Consider the following 19,909-nt stretch of genomic DNA (forward strand, 5'->3'; position numbering starts at 1 on the left):
CTCAGGCGCCGTAGTTGTTGTCGAGAAGTTCGAAGAGCTCGTCCGCCGAGGCGGTCGTCGTGTCGGCGCCGTTCGCCCCGCCGGGCCCGTCCGCGCGCGGACGGCGGCTTTCCCAGGAGCGCAGCAGACCGCGGAGGCGGGCGCCGATCTCGTCGGCGTCGGGCGTGTCCGTGCCCGCGCCCGCCAGCGTCTCGGCGAGCCGCGCCAGTTGGGCGAGGACGGGCCGCTCCGTTTCGGGTGGGGTGGCGAGCCGTTCGTGGAGGTGGGCGGCGAACGCAGCGGGCGTGGGGTGGTCGAAGACCGCGGTGGGTGGCAGCGGAACCCCGGTCGCCGTGCTGAGGCGGTTCCTGAACGTGACGGCGAGCATCGAGTCGAACCCCGCCGCGGAGAAGGGACGTTCGGGCTCCACTGCCGTGGTGCCGGAGTGGCCGAGCAGCGCGGCGGCGTGCGCGAGGACCAGATCGAGGACGGCACGGCGGCTCTCGGCCTCGTCCAGCGGGGCGAGCCGGGTCGCGAGTTCGGCCGCCGGATCGCTTTCGGGCGGCCCGGCCGTCGGGGCCGGGGCGGTGGCCGCCGTCGTCGCGGCGACGGCGGACCGGCCCGGGGTGGGCAGCCAGTAGCGCTGGTACTGGAAGGCGTAGGTGGGCAGGGGGACGTGCCGACCGGAGGGCGGGGGCAGCACGGCGGCCCAGTCCACGGTGGCACCGTGCACCCAGGCCTCGGCGAGCGAGGCGAGGAGGCGATCGGTGCCGCCGTCGTCGCGACGCAGCGTGCCGACGGCGGCGACGGGCCGCCCCGCCGACTCGGCAGTTCCGGCGACCGCGGCCGTCAGTACCGGGTGCGGGCTCATCTCGACGAACAGGTCGTGCCCGGCGGCGAGGAGGGTCTCCGTGGCGCGCGCGAACGCGACCGGCTCGCGCAGGTTGCGGTACCAGTAGCCCGCGTCCAGCACGGCGCCGTCGACGACGTCGCCGGTGACCGTGGAGTACAGCGGCACTTCCGGCGTCCGGGGCCGGACTCCGGCGAGGGAGGTGCGCAGCGCGTCGCCGACGTCGGCGACCTGTGCGGAGTGGGCGGCGTAGTCGACGGGGAGCCGCCGGGCCCGTACGTCCTCGTGCTCGCAGTCGGCGACCAGCCCCTCCAGGGCGGCGGGTTCGCCGGCGACGACGACGGCCTGCGGGCCGTTCACCCCGGCCACACCGATCTCCCCGGCGTAGGGCAGCAGCAGCTCCCGCACCCGCTCCTCGGACGCTGCCAGGGAGACCATGCCGCCACGGCCGGTCAGTGCGACCAGTGCCCTGCTGCGCAGCGCGACGACACGTGCCGCGTCCTCCAACGACAGCGCTCCTGCCACACAGGCAGCGGCGATCTCCCCCTGCGAATGCCCCACCACCGCAGCCGGCTCCACCCCGTAGGACCGCCACACCTCCACCAACGACACCATCACCGCGAACAACACCGGCTGCACCACATCCACCCGCTCAAGCCCCTCACCCGAGCGCAACACATCCACCAACGACCAATCCGTATAGGGACCCAGAGCCCCCGCACACTCCGCCACCCGCGCCGCGAACACCGGCGAACACCCCAACAACTCACGCGCCATACCCGGCCACTGCGACCCCTGCCCCGGAAACACGAACACCGCGCGGGCCTCGCCCGCGCGCCCCGTGACGGCGCCGGGTGCGGGCGCCCCGCCCCCCAGTGCCGTGAGCGCCCCGAGGATCTCCTGCCGGGTGCGTCCGGTCACCGCGGCGCGGTGGCGGAACGTGGTACGGGTGGTGGCGAGCGCGTGCGCGAGGTCCACGAGGGGCGTCCCGGGCTCGGCCTCGGCGTGCTCACGCAGGCAGCGGGCCTGGGCGCGGAGGGCGGGCACGGAGGCGGCGGACAGCGGCAGCGCCACGGTGTCGCCGGCGATGGGCTCCGGCGCGGTGGACGAGTCGGGTGGAGCGGCCACCTGGTGCTCGTCCGGCGCCTGTTCGAGGACCGCGTGCGCGTTGGTGCCGCTCATGCCGAACGACGACACGCCCGCTCGGCGCGGGCGGCCGGTGTCGTCCCACGGGCGGGCCGCGTTGAGCAGCCGTACCGCTCCCCCGGACCAGTCCACCTTGCTGGAGGGTGTGTCGGCGTGGAGCGTCCGGGGCAACAGGCCGTGGCGGAGGGCCATGACCGTCTTGATGACGCCCGCGATGCCCGCGGCGGCCTGGGTGTGACCGATGTTGGACTTCAACGAGCCGAGCCACAATGGTTGTTCGCTGGGCCGGTCCTGGCCGTAGACGGCGAGGAGGGCCTCTGCCTCGATGGGGTCGCCGAGGGTGGTGCCGGTGCCGTGCGCCTCGACGAGGTCGACATCGGCCGCGCTCAGCCCGGCGGCGGCGAGCGCCCGTCGCAGCACGCGCTCCTGCGCGGGGCCGCTCGGCGCGGTGAGACCGTTGCTGGCGCCGTCCTGGTTGACGGCGGAGCCCCGCACGAGGGCGAGGATCGGATGGCCCAGGCGACGGGCTTCGGAGAGCCGCTCCACCACCACGACGCCGACGCCTTCGCCCCAGCCGGTGCCGTCGGCGGAGTCCGCGAAGGACCGGCACCGGCCGTCGGGCGAGAGGCCGCGCTGACGGCTGAACTCCACGAACGCGTCGGGGGACGCCATGACGGCGGCGCCGCCGACGAGCGCGAAGGAGCACTCCCCCGCGCGCAGCGCCTGACCGGCCAGGTGGAGGGCGACCAGCGAGGAGGAGCAGGCCGTCTCGACGGTCACTGCGGGTCCCTCGGTGCCGAGGGTGTAGGCGATGCGCCCGGAGGCGACGCTCGTGACCGTGCCGCTGAGCAGGTGGCCCTCCACGTCGGCGGTCGGGTCCTGCGGTCCGGCGCCGTATCCCTGCCCGGCGACGCCGAGATAGACGCCGCCCTGGCTGCCGCGCAGCGACCCGGGGTCGATACCCGCGCGTTCGACGGCCTCCCACGACGTCTCCAGGAGGAGCCGCTGCTGCGGGTCCATGGCGAGCGCCTCGCGCGGCGAGATCCCGAAGAACTCCGCGTCGAACTCCCCCGCGCCGTCGAGGAAGCCGCCGCCGCTCGTGTAGAAGCTCCCCTCACGTGCGGGGTCGGGGTCGTAGAGGGCTTCGAGCGGCCAGCCGCGGTCGTCGGGCAGCGGGCCCGTGGAGTCCCGCTCGCCCGCGACGAGGTCCCACAGGTCCTCCGGGCTCCGCACTCCTCCGGGGAAACGGCAGGCCATCCCGATGACGGCCAACGGCTCGTCGGCGGCTGTGGGGCTGCTCGGCGCCTCCCGCGGCGCGGGCGCGGCGCCGGTCAGTCGCTCGCGCAGGTGATCGCCGAGCGCGGTGGCCGTGGGATGGTCGAAGACGGTACCGGCGGGCAGGGTCAGACCGGTGGCGGCGGTGAGGCGGTTGCGCAGCTCGATGGCGGTGAGCGAGTCGAAACCGATGTCGTGGAAGGACCGTCCGACGTCGACGGCCGGCGCAGAGTCGTGGCCCAGGACGGCGGCGGCCTCGGCGCGCACCAACTCGGTCAGCACTCGGTGCCGCTCTGCGTCGGGCAGGGCGGCGAGTCGCTCACGCCAGCGGTCGGCCGCGGGTTCTGTGGCACCGGTCGCCTCGGGCGCCGCGGCCTCGGGGAGGTCGCTGAACAGGGCGCTCTCGCGGCCGGACAGGAAGGCCGGGGCGAAGCGCGGCCAGTCCATGTCCGCGACAGCGAGTCCGCTGTCGCCGTGTTCCAGGGCCCGCCACAGCGCGGTGAGCGCCGCCTCGGGCGCCATCGGGACCAGGCCGAGGCGGCGCAGCCCCGTCCCCGTCCCGCCGTGCGCCATGCCCGGCCCGGCCCACGGCCCCCATGCCACGCTGGTCGCGGGGCGTCCCTGTGCGCGCCGTCGCTCCGCGGTGGCGTCGAGGAAGGCGTTGGCAGCCGCGTAGGTGGCCTGGCCCGCGCTGCCCCAGAGGGCGGAGACCGACGAGAAGAGCACGAAGGCGTCCAGGTCGTCGCCGAGCAGGGCGTCGAGGTGGACGGTGCCGCGCACCTTGGCCGCGGTCTCCTCGGCGAGCAGCGCGGGGGTGCAGTCCGCGATCCGGGTGTCGGAGGTGACGCCGGCCGCGTGGAAGACGGCCGTCACGGGGTCGCCTTCGGCCGCCAGGCGGCCGAGGAGTTCCGCGAGCGCCGTCCGGTCGGTCACGTCACAGGCCGCGACGGTGACGCGGGGGCCCGCCACCGAGAGTTCCCGGCGGAGTTCGTCCGCACCGGGCGCCCGCGGCCCACGGCGGCTCGTCAGGACGAGGTGCCCGACGCCGGCGCGGGCGAGCCGGCGGGCGACATGGGCGCCGAGGCCGCCGGTGCCGCCGGTGACGAGAACGGTGCCCCGGGCGGTCCACGCGGACGCGCCGCGCCCTGGCGCACCGCGGCGGTCACGGCCGGCGGCCTTTCCCCTGACGAGGCGGCGGCCGTGGAGGCCGTCCGCCCGAACAGCGACCTGGTCCTCCGCGCGACCGCCGTCGTGGGCACGCACGATCCCGGCCAGCACGCCGCACAGGTGCCGCAGCGTCGCGCCGTCGGGTCGTTCGGGCAGGTCCACCAGGCCGCCCCAACGCTGCGGGTGTTCGAGCGCGGCGACCCGGCCGAGCCCCCACACCTGTGCCTGCTCGGGCCGGTCCGGGCCGGCGCCGTCCACGGCGACGGCACCGGTGGTGACGCACCACAGCGGAACGTCTCCGCCCGCGTCCCCGAGGGCCTGGACGAGGAGAAGAGTGCTCCCGGGGCCGGTGGAGGAGGGGGCGAGCAACGACAGGACACCGCTCGCGCCGGACGGCACACGTGCGGCGAGCCCGGCCCGGTCGGTGGTGCCGGGGACGGCGAGGACGGCCACGTGGGCGCCGCGTTCGGTGAGCGCGCCCCGGCACGCCTCGGCGAGCGGCGCGGCCACCGCCGCCTCGTCCACAACGAGCAGCCAGGTCCCGGAGAGCCGGGCGGGGCCCGGATCGGGCAGGGCGCGCCAGGCGGCGCGGTAGGTCCAGCCGTCCGCCGCGTCGACCGGGTCGGCGGTGGGAGCCGGGCGCGCCGCGGGCCAGTACCGGCGGCGCTGGAACGGATAGGTGGGCAGGTCGAGCGGTGACGTGCGGGCGGGGGTCCCCGCGCTCCAGTCGACGGGCACGCCCCGCACGTGCAGGGCGGCGAGGGCCCCGGCCAGTGACTCGGTCTCGCTGCGGCCCTCACGCAGCAGCGGTACGGCGCGGCAGTCATCGCCGGCGGTTCGGCACCCCTCGACGAGTCCGGACAGGATGCCCGCCGTGCCGAGTTCGAGGCAGCTGGTGGTGGAGTCGGCGAGCAGGGTGCGGGCGCCGTCGAGGAAGCGGACGGTGCCGCGGACGTGCCGTACCCAGTACTCGGGGTCGCACAGCTCGTCGGCGGTGGCCCGCGCGCCCGTGAGGTTGGAGACGACCGGGATTCGGGGCGGCTCGTACGTCATCCGACGTGCCACGGAACGGAATGCGTCGAGCATGGGCTCCGTGTGCCGCGAGTGGAAGGCGTGGCTGACGGCGAGTTCCTTGGTGCGGCGACCCCTCGCCCGCAGCACCCGGGCGAGGCGCAGGACGGGGGCGCGGTCACCGGACAGGACGGTGGAACGCGGGCCGTTGACGGCGGCGACCGAGACGCCGTCCGCGTCGGATCCGGCGTCCGCGAGCAGCGCACGCACCTCGTCCTCGTCGGCCTCCACGGCCGCCATGGCGCCGCCGCCGGGGAGCGCGTCCATCAGGCGGGCGCGTGCGGCGACCAGGACAGCGGCGTCCGGCAGGTCGAGCACCCCGGCCACGTGCGCTGCGGCGAGCTCGCCGACGGAGTGCCCGAGCAGCGCGTCGGGCTGTACGCCCCAGTGCTCCAGGAGCCGGAACAGCGCGACCTGGAGGGCGAACAGCGCGGGCTGTGTGCAGCCGGTACGGCTCAGGAGCGCGGCCTCCGCGGTGCCGGGGGCGGCGAACATGACGTCGCGCAGCGGCACGCCGAGACCCGGCGAGAGATGCGGCGCCAGGTGGGTGAGGACGTCGTCGAGCGCGTCGGCGAAGGCGGGTTCGCTGCGGTAGAGAGCACCACCGGCGCCCGGTCGCTGGCTGCCCTGTCCGGGGAAGAGGAAAGCGGTCCGGCCGGCCGCGCCGGCGTGGCCGGTGACGAGCCGTCCCGAGGGGGTTCCGTCGGCCAGCGCGTCCAGGGCTGCGCGGACCGCGTCGGCGTCGTGGCCGAGGACGGCGGCGCGGTGGTCGAGGGCGGTGCGCCGAGTGGCGAGGGCGTGGGCCACCACCGCCGTGTCACGTCCGGGGTGTTCACGCAGGTACGTGCGCAGCCGGGTGGCCTGGGCACGCAGGGCGTCCGGGGTGGCGGCGGACAGCAGCAGCGGCACGGCGACCTGCGTGTCGGGGGTGCCTTCCGGCACCGGGGCCGCGGTGGGCGGCGCCTGTTCCACCACGATGTGGGCGTTGGTGCCGCTGATACCGAAGGAGGAGACGCCGGCCCGCCGCGGCTCGTCCGTCTCCGGCCAGGGCGTGGGGCCGGTGAGCAGCCGTACGTCGCCGGCGGACCAGTCGATGTGCGGGTTCGGTTCGTCTGCGTGGAGCGTGCCGGGCAGCCGGCCTGCGCCGAGGGCGAGCACCGTCTTCATGAGTCCGGCGACTCCGGCGGCGGCCTGGGTGTGTCCGATGTTGGACTTGACCGAGCCGAGCCACAGGGGGCGCTCGGCGGATCGGCCCGCGAACACGGCCTGGAGTGCCTGTGCCTCGATGGGGTCGCCGAGCACGGTGCCGGTGCCGTGCGCCTCGACGGCGTCGATCTGGTGGGGGCGCAGGCCCGCGTCGGCGAGCGCGGCGCGGATGACGGTCTGCTGGGCGGGCCCGTTCGGGGCGGTCAGGCCGTTGCTCGCGCCGTCCTGGTTGACCGCGGAGCCCCGGATCACGGCCAGGACCCGGTGGCCGCGTCGACGTGCGTCGCTCAGACGCTCAAGGAGCAGCACTCCGGCGCCCTCGCCCCAGGCGGTGCCGTCCGCTCCCGCTCCGAAGGCCTTGCACCGTCCGTCGGGGGCCAGGCCGCGCTGCCGGCTGAACTCGACGAACAGGCGGGGCGTGCTCATCACCGTGACGCCGCCCGCGAACGCCTGGTCGCAGTCGGCCTGCCGCAGCGCCCGGGCTGCGAGGTGCACGGCGACCAGCGACGAGGAGCAGGCCGTGTCCACGGTGAGGGAGGGCCCTTCGAGTCCGAGGACGTAGGAGATGCGGCCGGACAGGACGCTCGCCGTGTTGCCGGTGAGCAGGTGTCCTTCGGAGACCTCGGGGTCGGTGCCGGCCAGGGACGCGTAGTCCTGGCCGTTGGTCCCGACGAACACGCCGACCCGGCGACCGCGCAGCGCAGCGGGGTCCTGCCCGGCGGTCTCGGCGGCCTCCCAGGCGGTTTCCAGGAGGAGGCGCTGTTGCGGGTCCATGGCGAGGGCCTCGCGCGGCGAGATCCCGAAGAACTCGGCGTCGAAGGCGGCGGCGTCCGTCACGAACGCGCCCCGCGTGCAGTAGGTCGTGCCGGTGCGGTCCGGGTCCGGGTCGTAGAGTCCGGCCGTGTCCCAGCCCCGGTCCGAGGGCCAGTCCGTGACCGCGTCCCGGCCCTCGGCCAGCAGCTGCCACAGCTCGTCGGGGTTCCGCACGCCGCCGGGGAACCGGCAGCCCATGCCCACGACGGCGATGGGCTCGCCGTCGTGGGCGGCGGACGTCCCCCGCGTGGTCCGGGCGCCGACGGGCGCGCGCTCCGGGCCGGTTCCGGCGACCGCGACGGGCTCGCCGGGCGTGCCGAGTTCGCCGAGGAGGTGCCCGGCGAGGACAGCCGGTGTCGGACGGTCGAAGAGCACGGTGGCGGGCAGCCGTACGCCGGTGGCGGTCGCGAGGCGGTTGCGCAGCTCGACCGCCGTCAGCGAGTCGAAACCCATGTCCGTGAAGGCCCGTTCGGGTCGGACGGCATCGGGGACGGTGTGCCGCAGGACGGCTGCCGCGTGCGTCCGCACCAGATCGGTGACGAACCGTGTCCGTTCGGCGGCCGGCACGGCGGCGAGCCGGTCGCGGAAGCCCCCTTGCGACACGGCGGGCCGACTCTCGTCGTTGTCGTCGTGGCGACCGGTCACTTCGGAGAGCAGGGTGGCGGCGCGTGGTCCCGCCGTGTCGGCGAACCGCCGCCAGTGCGCGTCGGCGACGACCACCTGTGCGTCGTCCTCGGCGAGGGCGCGCCCGATGGCGGTGACGGCCGCCGCGGGGTCCATGGAGGCCAGACCTCGCTCCCGCAGCCGGCCCGCGACTCCTTCGGCGAGCATGCCCTCGCCGGCGGACCAGGCGCCCCAGGCCAGGGCGGTGCCGGGCAGCCCGTCTGCCCTCCGTGCTGCGACCAGGGACTCCAGCGCGGCGTTGGCCGCCGCATAGTTGGCCTGTCCTGCGTTGCCCACGACACCCATGACGGAGGTGAGGACGACGAACGCCGAGAGGCGGAGGTGCGCGGTCGCCTCGTGCAGCACCTCGGCGGCGGTCACCTTGGCTCGGAGCGGCACCGCGAGCCGTGCGGGGGTGAGGGCGTCCAGGACACCGTCGTCGAGGACGCCCGCCGCGTGCACGACAGCGGTCAGCGGACGGTCCGGCGGCAGCGCGCCGAGCAGTTCCGCCACCCGCTCCGGGTCGGTGGCGTCGCACGCCGCGACGGTCACGGCCGCGCCCGACGCCTCCAGTTCGGCCCGCAGCGCGTCCGCGCCAGGCGCCCGCGGGCCGCGTCTGCCGACGAGGAGCAGGTGACCGGCGCCCTCCGCGGCCAGCCACCGGGCCACGTGGGCGCCGACACCTCCGGTGCCGCCGGTGACGAGGACCGTGCCGTGGCCGAACGCCTCGTCCGGCAGGAACGGACGACCGCTCGGGGGCGCGGGCAGCAGCCGCCGTCCGTGGACCCCGGTCGCCCGCACTGCGACCTGGTCCTCGTCGGTCACGGACGTCAGCACGGCGCACAGTCGGCGCAGTGTCCGCTCGTCCGGGTCGTGCGGCAGGTCGGCCGACCCACCCCACCGGTCGGGGTGTTCGAGGGCGGCACAGCGGCCCAGCGCCGCCACGGCCGCGGCCGCGGGTGCTCCCGGTCGCTCCCCGACCCCGACCACGGCTGTCCCGCGCGTCACGCACCACAGCGGTGCGTCGATCCCGGCGTCGCCGAGCGCCTGCACCAGGGCGAGGGTGAGGGCGAGCGCGCCCGGAACCTCGGGGTGCTCGGGGTGCGGGCGGTGTTCGTCGGCCAGCAGGGAGAGGACACCGGCGAGGGGCCGCCGCCCGGTGGCAGCGGTGAGCGCGTCGGCGAGTGCGGCGCGGCTCCGGCCGGGCCCGCCGGCTCCGACCACGGTGAGATCGAGACCGATGGCTTCCAGCCCGCTCACGACGCCGCCCGCGGTGCTGCCCTCGGGGCACACCGCGAGCCAGTGCCCGGGCGGCGCGGACGCGGGCCGCAGTTCCAACGGCCGCCAGCCCACTCGGTACCGCCAGGAGTCGACGCGCCGCTGCCGCATCCGACCGTCCCGCCAGGCGGTCAGCGCGGGCAGCACCTCCCCCAGGGCCTGTGGCGTCACGCTCAACGTCTCGGCGAGACGGCCCGGTTCCGCTGCCGTGAGCTCTTCCCAGAGTCCGTCCGCGGCCGAGGGCGCGCTGTCCCCCGGGCGCGCACCGGACTGCCAGAACCGCTCCCGCTGGAAGGCGTAGGTGGGCAGGTCGATCCGGGTGGCGCCGATGCCGTCGAGGGCGGGCGACCAGTCGACGGCGACACCCCGTGCGTGCGCGTGGCCGACGGCCAGGAGCATGCGCCGCAGGCCGCCCTCGTTCCGGCGCAGCGTGCTGAGGACCGTGCCCGCCGTGTCGGCCGCGTCCAGGGTCTCCTCGACCGCCATGGTCAGCACGGGATGCGGGCTGATCTCGATGTACGTGCCGAACCCCTGCTGCGCGAGGGTGCGCACGGCGGGCTCGAAGCCGACAGTGCCGCGCAGGTTCCGGTACCAGTAGTCGCCGTTCATCGCCGAGGTGTCGAGCCACTGCCCCGTCGCCGTGGAGAGGAGCGGCACCTGCGCGCCCACCGGCTCGATCCCCTGGAGCGCCGCCAGGACCTCGTCCCGGACGCGCTCCACGTGGGCGGAGTGGGAGGCGTAGTCCACATCGACGCGTCGGGCCCGCACCTCGTCCGCCGCGCAGGAGGCGAGCAGTTCGTCGAGGGCTTCGGTGTCCCCGGACACGACCACGGCAGCGGGACCGTTGACCGCGGCCACCGACAGCCGCCCGCCCCAGCCGGACAGCCGCGCCTCGACCGCCGCCGTGTCCAGCGCCAGGGACGCCATCCCTCCGTGCCCGACCAGCCGGAGGACCGCCCGGCTGCGCAGGGCGACCACCTTCGCCCCGTCCGTCAGGGACAGTCCGCCGGCGACCACCGCGGCCGCGATCTCCCCCTGCGAGTGCCCGACCACCGCGTCCGGCACCACACCGAACGCACGCCACAGCCGGGCCAGCGACACCATCACCGCGAACAGCACGGGCTGCACCACGTCGACCCGGTCGAGCCCGTCGCCGGAGTGCACCACATCCGGCAACGACCACTCGACGAAGGGCGCAAGCGCATCCTGGCACTCCGCCATCGAGGCGGCGAACACCTCCGACTCGGCGAGGAGTTCACGCGCCATCCCGAGCCACTGCGTGCCCTGCCCGGGAAACACGAAAACGGTGCCACCGGTCGTCGACGCCCGGCCCTCCGCGACGAACGGGGAAGGCTCACCCGCCGCCACCGCACCCAGGCCCTCCAGTAGTTCCCGGCGGTTCCCGGCCACCACGGCCCGGTACTCGTGCAGCGCGCGTGTCCGGACGAGCGACAGACCCACATCACCGGCCCGCACGTCCGCGCCGCAGACCTGCGCGAGACGTGCCGCCTGTTCCCGCAGCGCCTCCGCGGACCTGGCGGACACCACCCACGGCACCGGCGTGCCCGGGTCACCGGCGGCGGGAGCTTCCGGCTCCGGCTCCGGCTCCGGCTCCGGCTCCGGGACAGGCTGTTCCACGATCACATGCGCGTTGGTCCCGCTGATCCCGAACCCCGAGATCCCGGCCCGCCGGGGCGCGTCGCCCGACGGCCAGGGCGCGGCTTCGGTCAGCAGGCGCACGCCCCCCGCACCCCAGTCCACGTACGGCGTCGGCTCGGTGATGTGCAGGGACCGGGGCAGGAGACCGTGCCGCATCGCCAGGACCATCTTCATCACGCCGCCGACACCGGCGGCGGCCTGGGTGTGGCCGATGTTGGACTTCAGGGAGCCGAGCCACAACGGCTTTCCCTCGCCGCGTTGTTGTCCGTAGGTGGCGAGCAGCGCCTGTGCCTCTATCGGGTCACCCAGGCGTGTGCCGGTCCCATGGGCCTCGACGGCGTCCACGTCCCGCGCCGACAGTTTCGCGTCGGCCAGCGCCGCGCGGATCACCCGCTGCTGGCTACGTCCGTTCGGGGCCGTCAGACCGTTGCTCGCACCGTCCTGGTTGACGGCGCTCCCCCGCACCACCGCGAGCACCGGATGCCCGTTGCGACGGGCGTCCGACAGCCGTTCCAGCAGCAGGACACCCACGCCCTCGGCCAGACCGAACCCGTCGGCCTGCGCGGAGAACGGCTTGCAGCGGCCGTCGGCGGCCAGGCCGCCCTGGCTGCTGAACTCCACGAACATGCCCGGCGTGGGCATCACCGTCGCACCGCCGGTCAGCGCCAGGGCGCACTCGCCGCCGCGCAGCGCCTGTACCGCGAGGTGCAGAGCCACGAGCGAGGAAGAGCACGCCGTGTCCACGGTCACGGCGGCGCCTTCGAGACCGAGTGCGTAGGCGATGCGGCCCGAGGCGACGCTTCCGGTGTTGCCGGTGAGGAGATGGCCGTTGCCGTCCGTCGCCTCGTGCAGACGCGGGCCGTAGTCCATGGTCATCGCGCCGACGTAGACGCCGGTACGGGTGCCGCGCAGGGTGTGCGGGTCGATCCCGGCGCGTTCCAGGGTTTCCCAGGACGTCTCCAGGAGGAGCCGCTGCTGCGGGTCCATGAGGAGTGCTTCGCGGGGCGAGATGCCGAAGAACTCGGCGTCGAAGCGGTCGGCGTCCAGCAGGAATCCGGCCTCGCGCTGGTAGTGGCGGCCCGGCGCGACGTCCTCGGGGGCGCAGGCGCCCTCGGTGCTCCAGCCGCGGTTGTCGGGGAACGGTGTCACGGCGTCGGTACCGTCGGAGAGGAGCCGCCACAGGCGCTCCGGGGTGTCGGCACCGCCGGGGTACCGGCAGCCCATCGCGACGATGGCCACCGGGTCGTCATCCGCGTCCGACGCGCGGGTGCCGCGCTCGCCGGCGTCCTCCCGGTCGACATGCCGGTCCGGCCGTGGGTCCGCGGCGGTCCGACCGGCGAGCTCGTCACGGAGGACCTCGGCGAGCTTCCTCGGCGTCGGGTGCTCGAAGACGGCCGTCACGGGCAGCGCCCCGGCGCCCGAGACCGCGACGAGTCGGTTGCGGATCTCCACCGCCGTCACCGAGTCCAGGCCGAGGGCGGTGAAGGTGGCGTCGGGGTCGACGGGCCCCGTGTCGCCGAGCACCGCGGCGACCTCCTGTCCCACGACGCGCAGCAGCCGCTCGCGCTGTCCGACGGCGGTGAGGCGGGCCAGGTCGTCGCGGAGGGCGGTCCCGGGGTCCGCCGTGTCCACGTCGCCGTCCGCCTCCCACAGATCGGCGGGAAGGTCGGCGGGTCGGGCGTCGATCGCCCCGAAGACCGCTTCGCGGTCCGGGTCCACGCCGTGCACGTAGGCCTCGCCGAGCGCTGTGAGGAACTGTCCTCGGCCACCGTGACCGCGGCGAAGCGTCGCGCCGACGTGGGCGGGGGCGTTCCCTTCGGCGGCGATCGCCTGGAGAGCGGTGGTGAGGACGGGGTGCGGGCTGATCTCCAGGAGCAGGCGATGGCCGTCTCTGAGCAGGGCCGCGCCGGCCTCGTGGAACCGGACCGTGCCGCGCAGGTTGCGGGCCCAGTAGTCGGCGTCCAGGACCGGTTCCGCGAGCCGCTCGCCGGTGAGGCCGGAGTAGTACGGAAGATGGGCAGGCAGCGGCCGGACGGCGGCCAGGTCCGCGTGCAACCGGGGCACGATGGCGTCGATGTGCGGGGAGTGCGCGGCGAGTCCGACGGCTATCCGGCGTGCGTGGACGCCATCGGCGGCGAGCCGGGCGGTCAGTTCCGTGGCGGCCTCGGTGCCGCCCGACACGATCACCGAGTTCGGCCCGTTGATCGCGGCCACCCCCAGCTCTCCTTCGTAGGCGACCAGTCGGGCTCGGACGTCGGCGACGGGAGCCATGACGGAGACCATCTCTCCCCGCCCGGAGAGGGTGGCCTGCGCCTGGCTCCACAGGGCGACGACGCGGGCGCTGTCGTCGAGCGAGAGGGCGCCGCTGACAGCCGCGGCGGAGATCTCGCCGCAGCTGTGGCCGAGGACGGCGGACGGCTCCGCACCGTGGTCACGCCAGAGTCCGGCCAGAGAGACGCCGACGGCGAAGAGGGCAGGCTGCACGACGTCGGGGCGCTCCGGGGCGGGCGCACCGCCGGAGCCACGCAGCGCGTCCATCAGGGACCAGTCGACGAACGGTTCGAGGGCCTGCGCACAGGCGTCCATGCGCTTCCTGAACCCCGCCGCGGAGTCGAGAAGATCGGCGGCCATCCCGGGCCACTGCGAGCCCTGTCCAGGGAAGACGAAGGCGACGCGGTCGTCGGTCCCGCCCGGCCCCTGGAGGAGGCCCGGCGCCCGGCGCCCGTGGGCCAGCGCGTCAAGGCGGTCCAGGAACTCCTCCGCTCCGCGGGCCACGACGGCGGCGCGGGGGCCTCGGGTGACCGTGGCGCGCGCGAGGGCGAGACCGACGTCCGCGGTGCTCCACTCGGGCAGGGTGCGCAGGTGGTCGCGCAGCCGTCGTGCCCGGGACGCGAGGGCGCCCCCGCTGTCGCCGGACAGCGCCCACAGCAGGGGCGTCCCGGCGGGGGGATCGGGCAGGTTCACGCCATGGCTCCTCAGCACGCACGGGTCACTACGGGGCGGGGACTGCGGGACGGGCTCTGCGGGGCACGGTGGGAGGGCTCGGCCCGTCGCACCGACACCTCGGCGTGTCGGAGCGGGCCGGGGCGCCACGGCGCGTGCCGGGGAGAGGGTTCCCGGGGCGACGGGGCCTGGGGCCTGGGGCCTGTCAGTACAGGCCCTCCGGGGCGGTGGTGGCGATCTGCAGTGGACGGACGTCGGCGACGCCGTCGCACGGCCACTCGGCGTCGAGGTGGCGTGTCGCCTGGTCGCGTTCGAGGATGTTGGGCAGGAAGAGGTCGTCATGCAGGACGGTGAGGCGGACCTGGCCGTTCGCGCCGGGCGCGACGACGGAGCGCCAGTCGTCCTTGCGGACCACGGCCATGGTGACCTGCGGGTAGTTCGGCATGTACGGGATCGGGCCGCCGTTCTCCGGTACGCCGAGGCAGGCGGCGTTGCCGAAGGTGTTGCCGTAGCTGATGCCGCAGATCCCGCCGTCGAGGGCTGCGCGGAAGTCACGGTGCATCGCGGTGTTGATCTGGGTCCCGCTCAGCCGCACTCCTTCGAGGGCCGCGACGTGCTCCGGTGAGTGTCTGCACAGCGCCGCGAAGAGGGCGGGGGTGGTGTTGAGGTAGTCGATGCCGCCCTGGTCGAGCGCGTCGGTGATCTGTTCCAGGAGGTGCCCGGTGTAGCGCTCGACGTCGGCCGGGCGGCCTTCCCGGATGAGGCGCTTGACCCAGCGGGAGTCCATGTCGATGGCGTACACCAGGCCCGCGTGCAGGTCGGCGACCTCCCAGGCACCGTGCCCGATGAGGTGCGGTCCGGTGGGTGTCGCCTGGAGCCAGCCGCGGCCGGCCGCGAACCCCTCACGGACGAACGACCAGCGACGCCAGACTGCCCGGTGGTGGAGCATGGCGGAGGTGTAGTGGACGCGGCAGGGTGCGCCGGTGGTGCCGCCGGTGTCCCAGACACGGCCGGCGAGCGGCCGCCGCACGGCGCGTGGCACGAGGTCCACGGGATCCACGTCACGCAGGTCGGCGAGCGGGAACGGTCCGAACGCCGTGAGGTCCTGGTGGCGCGTGATGTCGTACGGGTCGAAGTCGAGCCGGTCTCGGCGGTTCAGCCAATAGGGGCTTCCCTTGTCGGGGTCGAAGGTGAGCCGTACTACTCTGCGGGTCCATTCGTCGATGTCGGCACCGAGCCACTTCGCGACGAGTACGCCGGGATCGGTCGCACGGCCCTCCGCCGGCTCCCACGGGTGCTGAGCACACCACATCTCAGCGCTCCCCGGTTCCGGAGTCGTTCCGGGAGAAGGGGATGCCGAGATCGTAGGCAGTGCTGATGGCGAGTTCGATGTGGTCGGGGTTCTCGACGTGGACGACCGGGAACGGGAAGGCGAGGATTCCTTCGGGAATCGCGGGGCCCATGACGAGACCGAGACGCACGTCATGACTCCGCATTCCTTCGTAGATGTCGACGAGACTGATGGGGTCGGTGGGATTCCGCTCGAACATCTCCCGCACTTCGTCCGCCGTTTTCAGTTCACCGCGCTCGAGACAGGAGAGCAGGGGAATGCGGGGTGCCGTGAACGGCATTCTTGCCACGTGGGGCGCGATGAAGTCACGGAACGGCTTGCGCAGCGGGGAGTGGACAGCGATGTCACGGCCGGGCAGCGGTACGATCGTGCCCGGAGCGGACTCGGCGGCCAGCCGCTCGATCACCGTGCGGTGACCGGCGAGCATCAGGATGCGCCGGGACCCGTCCGCCACCGGCCCGAAATCACCCGCGAGGTGGACGTCCGGCAGCCCCTGCCAGGGCGGTGACGACCGCGCGTCCTCGGCCTGCACGAACGCCAGCGCCATGCCCTCCCCGGCGGCCGAGGGTCGGGGGCCGGGGGCGCCGGCCGTCCGCGCGAGCATCGTGAACAGCGAGCGGCGGTCCAGGGCCCCGGCCAGGCAGCTTGCCGTCATCGCGCCCAGGCTCAGCCCGCCGACCACGTCGGGGCGGAGGCCGGCCTCCGCCAGGCGGTCGTGCACGGCCATGGCGAGCGCGGCCTCACGGATCGTGCCCGCACTCTGCCGTCGTTCCCGCCCCTCGGGCAGTTCACCACGCAGGATCTGTTCAGCGGTGAGCCCGGTCCACCCGGATATCTCCTCGTACAGCTGCCGTACGAGCGGTGACGCCTCGTACAGCTCGATCCCGTGCGGTTCGGCCCCGACGCCACCGCCGAACAAATACCCCAGGGACATGCCTACTCCTGTCACGCTTCGGGAAATCTTCTTCCCACGCATCAATGAAAGAGATTTACGGCAACCAACACCGAAGCGCACAGGACCCGATCGGGCGGACGTCGGGAAGTGGGCCCGCCGAGTCCGAGTCGAGCAGCTGCCGCCAGAAGGTGGCCGAGAGGTACCGGAGTGAGCTTCGGTGAGAGTAACACCGGACCCGCACCCGCAGAACAGCGTCTTTCCGATCCGGCCATTACCGGCATGAACGGCCACGCGTCTCCGGAAAAGCACGAACAGGCCAGCTTCGAAATACCTCGTGGACCTCGTACGCCTCTTGCACGCTGGCGAGCCACGCACTTCACGCGTCCCGCGGGGCGCTCACGCCGGACGGAACGGTCACCTCCGTATCTCCTCTTGGGCCTCCGTCCAGGGCCGGTGACACGCCTTTGGCGACTTCCGCACGAGTCCCTCACGGGCGCGGGACGACCGGCCCGCCCACCGAACCGCCCCGCACCCGGCCGGCCACAAGTGGCGCGAAGCCACGGCCGACTGCTCGAAAAGAGCCTCGTACAACCGACCGCGCGAGACCGTGCCCACCCGTACCGGTCGCGCGCCGAGTTGGCGCGTTCGCAGCCCGAGGTATTGCGGAAGACGCCCGGGGTCGCCCGGGCGTATCGTCGCGCATCGCCCGGGGAGGACTCGGAGCTCCGCGGACGCACTCACCGCGGCGTTCACGGCTGCACGAGTCTCACCGGTCCTTCTGGCATCGTCGCAGAACGGTTCGCTCCTCGCCTGCGGGTCGTGACCGCTGTAGCCGCCCACAGGAGAGGGAGGTCCGGAGAAGGTCTCCCGTACTCGTCCTGCTGTGAGGACAGCAGTCGACGTGACCCGGCGCCGAAGGGCCGGGCTTGGCAGCAGGGCACGGCTGGCCGCCGCGTGGCCTCCTCCGTCCGGACACCCTTGTGGGGTGGCGGGGACGCGTCACTCGCGCCCAGCAGTCCACACGGTCTCGCCCCTGCGGGCGATGTCGAGGGACGCGTTGTCGTCCGCGTGCACCAGGGCCCCGCAGGCCCGGCACGCGAACCTTGCCCGGTCGATCCGGTGCTTCCGGTCGATGTGGCCGCACTGGGAGCATTGCCGGCTCGTGTGCGCGCCCGATCTGCACGGCCCGGTCGGTAGCCTGGCGACGCAACCAGCGGGCGCCGTGGGTGCGCCCCAGTGGAAGGACGCCGCAGACAGTCCGGACGCACCCCGCGCCGGCAGCCGGCGTTCCGAACGGAGAGGTACGAATGCGGCCCATCATTCCCGACTATCTGGTCGAGGCACTGGGAGATGTGGAGCCGGACGCCTCCGGAGCACCGGCGGCCTACATCCCCGAGCTGGCAGCGGCCGACCCCGAGCGACTGGCCGCTGCCTTCGCCACCGTCGACGGACGGGTCTACGGCGCCGGTGACGTCGACGTCCCGTTCACCATCCAGTCGATCTCCAAGCCGTTCGTCTACGCACTGGCCCTCGCGGACCGGGGCTTCGACCCGGTGCTCGCCAAGGTCGGCGTCGAGCCGTCGGGAGAGGCATTCAACGAGATCTCTCTCGAAAGCGGCACCGGACGTCCGCTCAATCCCATGATCAACGCCGGTGCCATCACCGTCCACTCGCTGGCCGGACCGGAGGGCTGCGGCCCGGCGGACCGCGTGGAACGCGTCGTCGACGGCCTCTCCGCCTTCGCCGGGCGCCGGCTGTCGGTGGATCAGGAGGTGTACGGGTCGGAGATGGCCCACGCACACCGCAACCTCGCGATCGCGCACATGCTGCGCAGTCACGACGTCCTCACCGAGGACGCGAGGACCGTCGTGGACGGCTACACGCTGCAGTGCTCGGTCGTCGTCACCACGCGGGATCTGGCTCTGATGGCGGCGACGCTGGCCAATCGCGGCGTGAACCCGCTCTCGGGGGAACAGGTCGTGCCGGGCCGGGTGGTGCGCCAAACCCTCAGCGTCATGTTCAGCTGCGGAATGTACGACGCCGCCGGTGACTGGGCGACCCAGGTGGGCATTCCGGCGAAGAGCGGCGTGGCCGGTGGGCTGATCGGCGCGCTTCCCGGACGTATCGGCATCGCCACGTTCTCGCCGCGTCTGGACCGGCACGGCAACAGCGTGCGCGGAGTCTCCCTGTTCGAGCGGTTCTCCTCGGACATGGGGCTGCACGTGATGGAGGAGCCGTCGGCCGGACAGGCGGTCGTACGGTCGAACCACGTCGTCGGCAGCGGGCCGGGGGCACTCCGCGTGCTGGAGCTCCAGGGCGGTATCGGCTTCGCGGGGGCCGAGCGCGTGGTGCGGGAGGTGCTGGAGACCGCTCCCACGGAGACCCGGGTGGCGATCGACCTCGCGCGCGTCCACGCGATCGACGACGTGGCGCGCCGGATGGTGCTCGAAGTCGCGCGCCGGCTGACCCTCGACGGCCACGACGTCCATCTCGTCGACCCTGAGACGATCCTGCCCGATCCCGACCCGGGAGACGGCGGCCGGATCACGGTCGTCCAGACGGTGGAGCAGGCGATGCCCGCCGGCGCGTGAGCGACGGCGGGATGCGCGAGCCGGCTCCGGCGCGGTCGTCGTGCACGGCCCCGTCCTCCGAGCTCCTTCGGGCCGTCGCACGGCGCCCGCGGGCGCGGTCAAGTGAGCCGACCGCGCGGGACCTCGCCCGCTGATTCCGGACAGACGGGACACCGGACCCCGAGGATCCGGGAACGGGCAATCGCGCAGTCAGGAAGAACTGTCGGACCCCGGAGCGTGGCCTGCCGCCCTTACAGGTCAGCGACCCAACTCGCCCGGAAGACGGGCTGATTCCCCCTTTCCGGCGAATCGCCCGCCGCGTCCGGATAGCGCCGGGACGCACGGGCATTGATCGCTCGGGCCGGGCACCGTCCGGCCGTGCGGGGCGGACCACCGGGGCATCCCGGCCGCCGTTCCGCGGGAAACGGTCACAGGAGAGGTGACTGGATCATGCGCGCAGAGGCCACCCAGAGGGTTGCGCTCGTCTTCTCACTGCTGGACGCCAACGGCAACGGAGTCCTCGAAGCCGGCGACTTCACACTCATGGGCGACCGCGTCGTCGCCGCCGCGTCGGCCTCCTCGGATGGGGCGAAGGACGCGATGCGCGCCGCCTTCGAGCAGTACTGGGCCACGCTGGCCGACGAGTTGGACACCAACGGGGACCAGCTGATCAGCTTCGAGGAGTACAGCGCCTGCGTGCTGTCTCCCGAACGGTTCGACGCGACCGTCACCGCGTTCGCCGAAGCCCTCGCCACCCTCGGCGACCCGGACGGCGACGGCTACATCGAACGCCCGCTCTTCGTGGACCTCATGACCGCGATCGGCTTCCGACCCGCCAATGTCCATGCCCTCTTCAACGCCTTCGAACCGACGCCGGAGGACCGCGTGGCGGTGCCCACCTGGGCCGAGGGGATCAAGGACTACTACGCTCCCGACAAGGCCGACACCCCCGGGGACCTCCTGGTGCCCGGCGTGCCCGCCTGACGGCGGGGCGTACCCCGAACCCGGCGTCAGGAGAAGGCCGGCGGGGCCGGGCCCGGCCC

At 74.0% G+C, this 19,909-nt stretch carries 6 protein-coding genes; 2 read left to right on the forward strand and 4 right to left on the reverse strand.

Features of this window, described 5'->3' with window-relative positions:
• Window position 1: 1 nt before the first annotated feature.
• The 4 genes from HCJ92_RS00095 to HCJ92_RS00110 all read right to left on the reverse strand — a co-directional run bounded on the left by HCJ92_RS00095 (window position 2) and on the right by HCJ92_RS00110 (window position 17,577).
• Window positions 2-14,071 carry a type I polyketide synthase gene (locus HCJ92_RS00095; protein ID WP_167931258.1) on the reverse strand — a complete coding sequence of 4,690 codons (14,070 nt, stop codon included), beginning with the start codon at window positions 14,069-14,071 and terminating at the stop codon, window positions 2-4.
• Window positions 14,072-14,255: 184 nt separating this feature from the next.
• Window positions 14,256-15,362 (reverse strand): acyl-CoA synthetase family protein, encoded by a 1,107-nt coding sequence (locus HCJ92_RS00100; protein ID WP_167931259.1) that lies wholly within the window; start codon window positions 15,360-15,362, stop codon window positions 14,256-14,258.
• A gap of 1 nt (window position 15,363) precedes the next feature.
• Entirely contained in the window at window positions 15,364-16,335 is a 972-nt protein-coding gene (locus tag HCJ92_RS00105; RefSeq protein WP_167931260.1) for an ACP S-malonyltransferase, read from the reverse strand.
• Window positions 16,336-17,295: 960 nt separating this feature from the next.
• Window positions 17,296-17,577 (reverse strand): zinc ribbon domain-containing protein, encoded by a 282-nt coding sequence (locus tag HCJ92_RS00110; RefSeq protein ID WP_338053930.1) that lies wholly within the window; start codon window positions 17,575-17,577, stop codon window positions 17,296-17,298.
• A 26-nt stretch (window positions 17,578-17,603) separates the two neighbouring features.
• Between HCJ92_RS00110 and HCJ92_RS00115 the strand changes: the two genes are divergently transcribed.
• Complete coding sequence (locus tag HCJ92_RS00115) at window positions 17,604-18,887, forward strand: glutaminase (protein ID WP_167931261.1); 1,284 nt, start codon at window positions 17,604-17,606, stop codon at window positions 18,885-18,887.
• A 429-nt stretch (window positions 18,888-19,316) separates the two neighbouring features.
• Window positions 19,317-19,850 carry an EF-hand domain-containing protein gene (locus tag HCJ92_RS00120; protein WP_167931262.1) on the forward strand — a complete coding sequence of 178 codons (534 nt, stop codon included), beginning with the start codon at window positions 19,317-19,319 and terminating at the stop codon, window positions 19,848-19,850.
• Window positions 19,851-19,909 lie beyond the last annotated feature (59 nt).

Origin of the sequence: Streptomyces spiramenti (genome assembly GCF_012034385.1) — a bacterium.
Lineage (GTDB): Bacteria > Actinomycetota > Actinomycetes > Streptomycetales > Streptomycetaceae > Streptomyces > Streptomyces spiramenti.